8 protein-coding genes are annotated in these 10,177 nt (G+C 70.3%); 4 read left to right on the forward strand and 4 right to left on the reverse strand.

All coding sequences use genetic code 11. From position 1 onward, the window contains the following. Window positions 1–39: 39 nt before the first annotated feature. Complete coding sequence (locus tag ABDW21_RS09735) at window positions 40–1,566, reverse strand: long-chain fatty acid--CoA ligase (protein WP_343710373.1); 1,527 nt, start codon at window positions 1,564–1,566, stop codon at window positions 40–42. A gap of 20 nt (window positions 1,567–1,586) precedes the next feature. After that, a complete protein-coding gene (locus tag ABDW21_RS09740; protein WP_343710365.1) occupies window positions 1,587–2,321 on the reverse strand; it encodes an MBL fold metallo-hydrolase in 735 nt (244 codons plus the stop codon). Between the two features lie 80 nt (window positions 2,322–2,401). On the opposite strand from ABDW21_RS09740, the gene fgd reads away from it, so the two are divergent. The 3 genes from fgd to ABDW21_RS09755 are packed head-to-tail and all read left to right on the forward strand — an operon-like array spanning window position 2,402 to window position 6,624. Beyond that, entirely contained in the window at window positions 2,402–3,412 is a 1,011-nt protein-coding gene (gene fgd, locus ABDW21_RS09745) for a glucose-6-phosphate dehydrogenase (coenzyme-F420) (RefSeq protein ID WP_343710366.1), read from the forward strand. Window position 3,413: 1 nt separating this feature from the next. Continuing rightward, window positions 3,414–5,486: a phosphate acetyltransferase gene (pta, locus tag ABDW21_RS09750; RefSeq protein ID WP_343710367.1), complete on the forward strand. Its 2,073-nt coding sequence runs from the start codon at window positions 3,414–3,416 to the stop codon at window positions 5,484–5,486. Continuing rightward, entirely contained in the window at window positions 5,479–6,624 is a 1,146-nt protein-coding gene (locus ABDW21_RS09755; RefSeq protein WP_343601200.1) for an acetate kinase, read from the forward strand. Before pta ends, ABDW21_RS09755 begins: the two co-directional genes overlap by 8 nt. On the opposite strand, the gene ABDW21_RS09760 is transcribed toward ABDW21_RS09755, so the two are convergent. Next, window positions 6,621–7,814, reverse strand: a complete 1,194-nt coding sequence (locus tag ABDW21_RS09760; protein WP_343710368.1) for a DUF1501 domain-containing protein — start codon at window positions 7,812–7,814, stop codon at window positions 6,621–6,623. The two genes, ABDW21_RS09755 and ABDW21_RS09760, sit on opposite strands and share 4 nt — an antisense overlap. A gap of 10 nt (window positions 7,815–7,824) precedes the next feature. Next, complete coding sequence (locus tag ABDW21_RS09765; RefSeq protein ID WP_343601202.1) at window positions 7,825–9,141, reverse strand: DUF1800 domain-containing protein; 1,317 nt, start codon at window positions 9,139–9,141, stop codon at window positions 7,825–7,827. A 119-nt stretch (window positions 9,142–9,260) separates the two neighbouring features. Here ABDW21_RS09765 and ABDW21_RS09770 point away from each other — a divergent pair, with 119 nt between their 5' ends. Next, on the forward strand, window positions 9,261–10,091 hold the full coding sequence (locus ABDW21_RS09770) for a DUF559 domain-containing protein (RefSeq protein ID WP_343710374.1): 831 nt from the start codon (window positions 9,261–9,263) through the stop codon (window positions 10,089–10,091). Window positions 10,092–10,177: the final 86 nt, after the last annotated feature.

A 10,177-nucleotide genomic window follows, 5' to 3' on the forward strand; every position in this document is an offset into this window, starting at 1 on the left:
ATGGCGGTGTACGAGCTGCGCTGAGCGCAAACTTCCTCGTCAGTGGTTGTCCGGATTTTCCGCGAGATGTTCGCGCAGTTGATATTTCACGACTTTGCCGGACTGGGTGCGGGGCAACGCGTCGACGAATTCCAGGCGCACCGGGAGCTTGTAGCCGGCCAGCTTGTCCCGGGCGAAGACGCGCAACTCGTCCAGCGTCAGCGTGGCCCCCGGCCGCAGCACGACCACCGCGGTGACCGCCTCGCCCCACCGCTCGTGCGGAGTGCCCAGCACCGCGACCTCGGCAACGGCTGGATGACCGTAGAGCACGTCCTCGACCTCTGCCGGATAGACGTTCTCGCCGCCGGAGATCACCATGTCTTTCACCCGGTCGATCACCCAGACGTAGCCCTCGTCGTCGGCCCGCCCGATGTCGCCGGTGTGGAACCAGCCCTCGTCGTCGATCACCGCGGCCGTTGCCTCTGGGTTACCCCAGTACCCGGCCATCACCTGCGGCCCGCGCACACAAATCTCGCCGCGCACGCCCGCGGGCACCGCAACGTTGGCCGTGTCGACCAGTCGCACGTCGGACAGCGGCAGCACCTGGTGGCCTGCCGCGCCGATCTTCACGCCCACCTCGTCGGTGCGCAGCACCAGGGCCAGCGGAGCGGTCTCGGTCAGCCCGTAGCCCTGCGCAAAGGGGATGCCCCGCGCACCGTAGCGGCTGATCAACGCCTCCGGCACCGGCGCGCCGCCGCAGACCAGGTAGCGCACGCTGGACAGGTCTGTCGCCGCGAAGTCAGGGTGCTGACTCATGAACAGGAACATCGCTGGCACACCGAACATGGTGGTGACCTGGTGGTCGGCGATCAGCTGGAGCGCTTGACCCGGGTCGAAGGTCGCCATCAGCACGATCTGCCCGCCCTTCTGCAGCGTCAGCAGCGTCGTGACGTTCAATCCGCCGATGTGGAACAGCGGCGCGCACACCAGGGACACGTCGTGCTGGCTGGTGTCGAAGGCCAGCAGCGCGTTGACGTTGTTCCAGAACAGGTTTGCATGGGTGAGCATCGCTCCCTTGGGACGGCCGGTGGTGCCCGAGGTGTACATGATCACCGCGACGTCGTCGGGTTCGGGGTGGATCGGGTCGGTGCAGGCCTCGCGGACAGCGACCAAGTCCCCCAACGATTCCCAGCCCGGCACCGGCGTCAGCGCGATGGTGCGCCGGAGTTCGGTCTCGGCGCGGACCGGGTTGACCACGGCTGCGCGCTCGGCATCGGCCACCAGCGTGTGCACGCCGGCGTCGCGCAGGATGTAGCTCAGCTCGCCGGCGGTGAGCCGCCAGTTCAACGGCACGAATGCCGCGCCGATCCGAGCGGCGGCGAACAGTGTGGCCAGGAAGTCGGGATGGTTGAGCCCGGCGTAGCCGACCCGATCTCCGGGCGCGACGCCTCCGGCAGCCAGTTCGGCCGCCAGCCGGTCGATCCGGTCGGCGAACGCGCCGTAGGTGAGGGTGTGCCCGTCGAACGTGATTGCCGGCAGCCGCGGGGTGGCGGCGGCCCGCCGGGCGATCCAGGAGCCGAGGTCCATCGGAGGTTGCACGGCCGGGCTCATCGACGGCTCGCCTGCTCGACGGCCGCGCGGATCGGGCCGCGCCACAGCTCCCCGTGGCCGGGCGCCACGATCTCGATGTCCAGCAGCGCCAGTGCCGCCAGGCTGCGCACGCAGTCGTCCTGGTTGTGGCTGAACATCTTCGGGAGCAGCTGCGGGCCGCTGCGGCGCAGCAGCGGATGCCCGGTGACCAGTGCGTCGCCGCTGGCCAGCACGCGATCGACCAGATACGAGCAGTGCCCGCCGGTGTGCCCGGGCGTGGGTATGGCCGTCGGGCGGCCCGGCAATCCCGCGGCGACCTCCGCCGTCAGCGGCTGCGCGGACGGGATGCCGTCGCGGAGCAGCCCGCCGTTGCGCACGACGTGGGCGGCCCACCGCGCCCAGCGCGGCCGCCAGCTGCGCAGTACGACGCCGATCGGCGACGCCTGCTCCAGGTATTCACGTTTGGCGTGGCCGACCTCGTCGGGATGGCAGTACACCGGCGTGTTAAGGGTTTTGGCGAACCAGATCGCCGAACCGAAATGGTCGATGTGGGCGTGGGTGAGCAGGATCGCGCGCACGTCGCCGGGCTGATAGCCCAGCTGCCGCAGCGACGCCAACACGTCGTCGCGGTCACCGGGATAGCCGGCGTCGATGAGCATCACCCCGGTGTCGTCGGTGACCAGCAGCCAGTTGACCGCTGCACCCCGGACGAGGTGCACGGTCTCGGTGACGGCTGTGCACACCGGTGCCATGCCCGAGAGTGTAGGCACCGGGCGCGGCGGGCCGGGCGCCGCGGGTTGCCCGCCAACAGCATGCGGGTAGAAACGAGAGCGTGACTGCACTTAAACTCGGATACAAGGCGTCGGCCGAACAGTTCGCGCCGCGCGAACTCGTCGAACTCGGCGTCGCCGCCGAAGCCCACGGCATGGACAGCGCCACCGTCAGCGACCACTTCCAGCCGTGGCGGCACCAGGGCGGGCACGCCCCGTTCGCGCTGTCGTGGCTGACCGCCGTCGGCGAGCGCACCACCCGGGTCCAACTGGGCACCTCGGTGCTCACCCCGACGTTTCGGTACAACCCGGCCGTCATCGCGCAGGCGTTCGCCACCATGGCCTGCCTGTACCCGGGCCGCGTCTTCCTGGGTGTGGGCACCGGCGAGGCGTTGAACGAGATCGCCACCGGATATGCCGGCGAATGGCCGGAGTTCAAGGAGCGCTTCGCCCGGCTGCGCGAGTCGGTGCGGCTGATGCGCGAGCTGTGGCGCGGCGACCGCGTCGACTTCGACGGCGAGTACTACCGGCTGCGCGGGGCCTCGATCTACGACGTGCCCGACGGCGGGGTGCCGGTCTACATCGCCGCCGGCGGTCCGGCGGTGGCCAAGTACGCCGGGCGGGCCGGGGACGGCTTCATCTGCACCTCCGGCAAGGGCGAGGAGCTCTACACCGAGAAGCTGATGCCGGCCGTGTCCGAGGGCGCGGCGGCCGCGGGCAGATTGGTCGCCGACGTCGACAAGATGATCGAGATCAAGATCTCCTACGACCCGGATCCCGAACTGGCGCTGCAGAACACGCGGTTCTGGGCGCCGCTGTCGCTGACCGCCGAACAAAAGCACAGCATCGACGACCCCATCGAGATGGAGAAGGCGGCCGACGCGCTGCCCATCGAACAGGTCGCCAAACGCTGGATCGTGGCCTCCGACCCCGACGACGCCGTCGAGCGGGTCGGCGCCTATCTCGGATATGGCCTGAACCACTTGGTGTTCCACGCGCCCGGCCACGACCAGCGCCGGTTCCTGGAACTTTTCCAGAAGGACCTCGCGCCGCGGCTGCGACGGCTGGGTTGACGTGCCGGGGCCTTCGGGGATCTACATCGCGTCGCCGGAGGGCAACACCGGCAAGTCGACGATTGCGCTGGGGCTGCTGCACCTGCTCAGCGCGACGGTGGCCCGGGTCGGCGTGTTCCGGCCGATTGTCCGGCCCGGCGAGTCCCGCGACTACGTCCTGGAGCTGCTGTTGGCGCACGCCAGCGCCGGCCTGTCCTACGAGCAGTGCGCCGGCGTCGGCTACCAGCAACTGCACGACGACAGCGACGCCGCGATCGCCGAGATCGTCGACCGGTTCCACGGGGTCGCCGCCCGCTGCGACGCTGTGGTGATCGTCGGCAGCGACTACACCGGGGTTGCGACACCGGCTGAGTTGAGCGTCAACGCGCGCATCGCGGCAAACCTGGGCGCACCGGTGGTGCTGACCGTGCGCGCGGCCGGCCGGACATCCGCGGAGGTGGCGCAGGTCGTCGAGGTGTCGCTGGCCGAAGTGGCCGCCCAGCACGCGCATGCCGTCGCGGTGGTGGCCAACCGGTGCGCGCCCGCCGACGTGGCGGCGGTGACCGCCGCGCTGCGCGGCTTCGACACGGCGGCCTACGTGCTGCCCGACGAACCGCTGCTGCTCGCGCCGACGGTCGCCGAGATGGCGCACGCCGTCGACGGGACGGTGATCAGCGGCGACGACGCGCTGCTGGACCGCGAGGTGACGGGCGTGCTGGTGGCCGGGATGACCGCCGAGCACGTGCTGGAGCGGTTGACCGACGGCGCGGCGGTGATCACGCCGGGCGACCGGTCCGACGTCGTGCTGGCGGTGGCGACTGCACATGCGGCCGAGGGCTTTCCGTCCCTGTCGTGTCTGATCCTCAACGGCGGGATGCAGTTGCATCCCGGCATCGCCAACCTGGTGGCCGGGCTGGGTCTGCGGTTGCCGATCATCGCCAACACGGCTGGCACCTTCGACACGGCCAGCGCCGCGGCGACAGCCCGCGGCCGGGTCACCGCGGCGTCGCAGCGCAAGGTCGACACCGCGCTGGCGCTGATGGAGCGCAACGTCGACGTCGCCGACCTGTTGGCGCGGTTGGCGATTCCGATCCCGACGGTCACCACGCCGCAGATGTTCGCCTACCAGCTGCTGGACCGGGCCCGAGCCGACCGAAAACACATCGTGCTGCCCGAAGGCGACGACGACCGCATCCTGCGGGCGGCCGGCAGGCTGCTTCGGCGGGGGGTGGTCGACCTGACGATCCTCGGCGACGAGGTCGAGATCCGTTCCCGGGGAGCAGAACTCGGTGTCGACCTGTCCGCGGCGAGCGTGCTCGACCCGCGGTCGAGCCCGCTGCGTGACACGTTCTCCGCCCAGTACGCGCAGCTGCGCGAAAGCAAAGGCGTCACACTCGAGCTGGCCCGCGAAGTCCTGAAGGACGCCTCCTATTTCGGCACCATGATGGTGTACAACTCGGATGTCGACGGCATGGTGTCCGGCGCGGTGCACACCACCGCGCACACGGTGCGGCCCGCGTTCGAGATCATCCGGACCGCGCCGGAGGTTTCCACCGTCTCCAGTATTTTCCTGATGTGCCTGCCGGATCGGGTGCTGGCCTACGGCGACTGCGCGATCGTCCCGGACCCGACCGTCGAGCAGCTCGCCGACATCGCGATCAGCTCGGCGCGCACCGCCGCCCAGTTCGGCATCGAGCCGCGAGTTGCCTTGCTGTCCTACTCCACCGGCGAGTCTGGCGTCGGCGCCGACGTGGACAAAGTGCGGGCCGCAACGGAAGTGGTGAGCCGACGGGCGCCGGACCTGTTGGTGGAGGGACCGATCCAGTACGACGCCGCGATCGACCCGACGGTGGCCGCCACCAAGATGGCCGATTCGCCGGTCGCCGGCCATGCCACCGTGCTGATCTTCCCCGACCTGAACTCCGGTAACAACGCCTACAAGGCGGTGCAGCGCAGCGCCGGCGCCATCGCGATCGGCCCGGTGCTGCAGGGCCTGAACAAGCCGGTCAACGACCTGTCGCGGGGGGCGCTGGTCGAAGACATCGTCAACACCGTTGCCATCACCGCGATCCAGGCGCAGAGTGTCCATGGCTGACCGCGCGGTGCTGGTGCTCAACTTTGGCTCGTCGTCGCTGAAATACGCCGTGGTGGAGTCTGATTTGGGCGAGTCCCTGGCCGACGGCACCGTCGAGCAGATCGGGGAGCACTCGTCGCCGGTCGTCGACCACGACGCCGCGCTGCGGCTGGCGTTCGACCGGCTGGCCGGCGCAGGCGTCGACCTGGCGACCTGCGGGCTGGTGGCGGTCGGGCACCGGGTGGTGCACGGCGGCAACGAGTTCTACCGCCCGACGGTGATCGACGACGCGGTGATCGCCCGGCTGGCGGAGGTGTCGGCGCTGGCGCCGCTGCACAACCCGCCGGCGATCACCGGCATCGAGGTTGCGCGCGCGATGCTGCCGGACGTGCCGCACGTCGCGGTGTTCGACACCGCGTTCTTCCACGACCTGCCGGCGGCGGCCGCGACCTACGCCATCGACCGGGAGTTAGCGCAGCGCTGGCAGATCCGCCGGTACGGGTTCCACGGCACGTCGCACCACTACGTGAGCGAGCAGGCGGCTGCCTTTCTGGGCCGGCCGGTGGGCGAGCTGAACCAGATTGTGCTGCATCTGGGTAACGGCGCGTCGGCGTCGGCGATCGCCGCCGGCCGGCCGGTCGACACGTCGATGGGGCTGACACCATTGGAGGGCCTGGTGATGGGCACCCGCAGCGGCGACGTCGACCCGGGCATCGTCGGATACCTGTGCCGGGCCGCGGCGATGAGCGTCGACGACGTGGAGTCGATGCTCAACCACCGCGCCGGGTTGCTGGGGCTGGCCGGCGAGCGGGATTTCCGCCGGCTGCGGCAGATGGTCGAATCAGGCGACCGCGCAGCGGGTGTGGCCTACGACGTGTTCGTGCACCGGCTGCGCAAGTACATCGGCGCCTACCTGGCGGTGCTGGGCCGCACCGACGTGCTGAGCTTCACCGCGGGCATCGGCGAGAACGACGCCGCCGTCCGCCGCGACGCGGTGAGCGGGCTCGCGGCCCTGGGCATCGAGCTGGACCAGCAACGAAACACGCAGTCCGCCAATGCCACCCGGCGGATTTCCACCGACGCCTCGCCGATCGCCGTGCTGGTCGTCCCGACCGACGAGGAGCTGGCCATCGCGCGGGACTGCCTGCGGGCGATCTAGGCCAGGAAACCCAGGCTGCGCCGGCCGGCCCCGACCGACGGCGTCGGGTCGCTGGCCAGCGTGCCCGCCAGCAGCTCGTGGTAGATGTCCCGGAAGTCGGTGGTGGGCTTGAGGTCCCCGTCGTCGAGGTCGGTGAGGCTGGGCTCGTCGCCGTAGAACCCGCCCGTGACCGGGGTGCCGGCGACGAACACCGGTCCCGCGGTGCCGTGGTCGGTGCCGTGCGACGCATTGGCGGCCATCCGCCGGCCGAACTCCGAGTACGCCAGCAGGACGACGTTCTTGCCGTAAGGGTCGTCGGCCATGCCGCGCAGGAACGGGGTCACCGCATCGTCGAAGGTCTGCAGCAGACGCTGCTGGGTCCCGCGTTCGTCGGCGTGGGTGTCGAATCCGCCCAGCTGCACGGTGTACACCCGGGTCGGCGCCCGCGCCCGGATGGCCTGCGACACCAGGTCCAGCTGCGCGGCCAACGGGTTGTGGTCGTGGTTGGGCGGGCGGATCACACCGAACGTGGTGTCGGTCGTTCGGCTGGCGCGATAGGCGGAACACACCGCGGACATGGCCGGGGTGTCGTCGGGGTCGTCGGCACCCAGTGCGGTCATGACCGGTGCGAACCGCTCCTGGGCCTCCGGCGAGATTGCCGTGGAAAGCGCTGCAGCCGTGCACTTTTCTCCAATCGCCAGCGGAGGCAGCACGGCGCCGACGTTGACCGCGCGCAGCGGGTCGTCGCCGGTGGCGTCGAGCCAGCGGCCGATCCACCCGGTCGAGACCGGCTCGGCCGGTGACGCGGTCTGCCAGATGTCCATCGACCGGAAGTGGCTGTGATCGGGGTGCGGGTAGCTGACGCCCCGCACAATGGCCAGTTTTCGTTCGTTCCACAGCTGGCTGAGCCCGTTGAGCGCGGGATTGAGCCCCAGCCGGGAGTCCAGGTGCAGCACATCCTCCGGCGGGTAGGCGAGCTCGGGGCGGGCGTCGTGATATGCGTTGTCGGCGTAGGGGATTACGGTGTTGATGCCGTCGTTGCCGCCGTAGAGGGTGACGATCACCAGGATTCCGCTGCCCTCAGCCAACGGTCGCTCCTGCGCGGAGCGCATCAGGTCGGGCCAGCAAAGGCCCACGCCGCCCGACAGCAGGCCGGCTGCGCCCACCCCGGCGCCGGCGATCAGGAAGGCGCGGCGAGTGATTTCGGTCATCGGCAGCTCGCTAGGACGTCAGGTATTCGGGGGTGTTGACCGCGGCGGCCACCAGCTGGAGCGGCCTGCGCACCAGCGGCCGCAGCGCGGCGACGGTCCGGTCCGACCACTGTCCGATGCCGATCAGGTAGCCGACGGCGTCGATACGGTCTGGCGCAGCGGCATCGTCGATGTCGGACAGGTCGCCGGCCCGGGCGAGGTTGGTGGCGGCCCGTAGCCGAACCCCGGCGCTGGCGGTGGAGAGCCAGACCCGCCCGCGTGGCCACCCGCCGACCGTGGGTGGATAGAAGGGTTTCTGGCCCAACGCTTTCAGCGTCGCGTCGGCCATGTTCAGCCGGGCCGGGGTGCCCAGCGGTACCTGCAGCGTGCGGATCACCCCCACCAGCCATTCGACCGGGGTGTTGACCACCGCCGCGCGGCTGCGCAGGAACTCGTCGTCGGTGAGGATCGACCGGGTCAGCGCCCGCAGATCACGCTGCGGACCGTAGGCGGTGACAGCTCGCTCCAGCGCCTGCGCCGACGGCGGGTCGTCGGTGGCCAACTGCTGCCACAACCGGCCGGCGATGTAACGCGGCGACGCCGGCTGGGCCAGCACGGTGTCGCAGAAACCCGCGGCGTCGAAATCGGCGGTCACGCCGAACAGCGTCTTGGCGCCGCCGTCGTGGCGCCTGGCTACCAGCGCTGTCTGACCGCCGGGCCGGATGACCCACCCGGTGAGCGCTCGCGCCCCGGCCCGCACGTCGTCCTCGGTGTAGCCGTTGCCGTGCCCGAGCGCGAACAGCTCCATGAACTCGCGGGAGAGATTCTCGTTGGCGGCTTTGGCGGTGTTGCTCTGCCCGTCCAGCCAGCGCAGCATCGCCGCGTCGGTCAGCATCGTGTAGGCCAGCGTGCGGAAGTCGCCGAGCGCCAGCGTGCGCAGCTTCTGGTTTTGCTCCGCCATGTAGGACGCGACCTGGACTTTCTGGGCGGACGTCGCAAAGTGGTTGTGCCACAACAGGGTCAGCTTCTCGTGCATCGGCTGGTCGACGGCGGCCATGCGGCGCAGCCACCAGCGCGACAGCTCGGTCATCTGCTCGGACAGCTGGCGGTTGTACTGCTTTCGGGCCGCGATCGCGGCGTTCCTGCCGGGGCCGCGCGGCGCCGGCAGCGTCGGCATCGGTGTCGCCACCGCCCCGGCGTCGGCGTCCGGGTCCGCGTCGAGCGCGGCGCCGACGTAGCCTGCCCAGTCTTGGCCGGCCATGGCGTCGACCCGCGCGCCGGTCACCCCGAACCCGCAACGCCTCAGCGCCCGGGCGGTGGCGGTCCAACGAGCAGGCTGGCCGACCATAGCGCAAGTGTGAAGTCGCAAGCTGGAGATCACCTTTGTGCACGCTGTGTGGCCTGTGGATGGAATGCGGCGCCGCGCGGATGCGGCGTGCGATTCTGCGCGCTGTGGAGGAGCCGTTCATGGGCAGCGAGGCGTTGGCGTCGGGCACGGTGAACCGCCATCAGTTGCGATCCCGTTACCGGCTGGTGTGTCCCAACGTTTACCTGCCCAGGCAGATCGAGCCGTCGCTGGAGCAGCGCATCGCCGCGGCCTGGCTCTGGTCGGGCCGGCGGGCAACGATCGCCGGATCTGCGGCGGCCGCCCTGCACGGGGCGAAGTGGATCGACGGCGATGTGGTGGTGGAACTGGTGCACTCCAACCCGCGTACACCGCCGGGTGTGGTGACACGCCGTGAGCTGTTGCTCGACGACGAGGTGCAGATCCTGGCCGGTCGCGCCGTCACTACCCCCGAGCGCACCGCGTTCGACCTCGGCCGGCGCGGGGAGGTCCGCGCGGCGGTTGCCCAACTGGATGCGCTCGCCCGGGCCACCCGGTTGACGCCCGGCGACGTCGCGCTGCTGGCGGGCCGCCACCCTCGTGCGCGGGGATTGCGCCAACTGGAAACGGCGCTCGAGCTGGTCGACCCGGGAGCACAGTCGCCCAGGGAGAGCTACCTGCGCCTGTTGCTCGTCGATGCGGGGTTCCCGCGGCCGCAAACCCAGATTCCGGTGGATGCCGGCGACCGAATGTACTACCTCGACATGGGTTGGCCGGAACACCTGGTTGCGGTCGAGTATGACGGCGACCAGCACCGGACCGACCGGTGGCAATACGTCAACGATGTTCGGCGATCGGAGACCCTGGACCGGCTGGGCTGGCTGGTGGTTCGGGTCGTCGCCGAGGACCGCCCCGCCGGTATTCTGCGACGGGTCCGCCAGGCGCTGCAATCGCGAGGGTTGACTGTGCGCTGACGGTCTTGACTGTGCGCCTGGGGCGGGCTTTCGCCGATTTCTGCGCCCACAGCGCACACTCGACGCACACAGCGCACACTCGACGC

Source organism: Mycobacterium sp., assembly GCF_039583805.1.
GTDB lineage: Bacteria > Actinomycetota > Actinomycetes > Mycobacteriales > Mycobacteriaceae > Mycobacterium.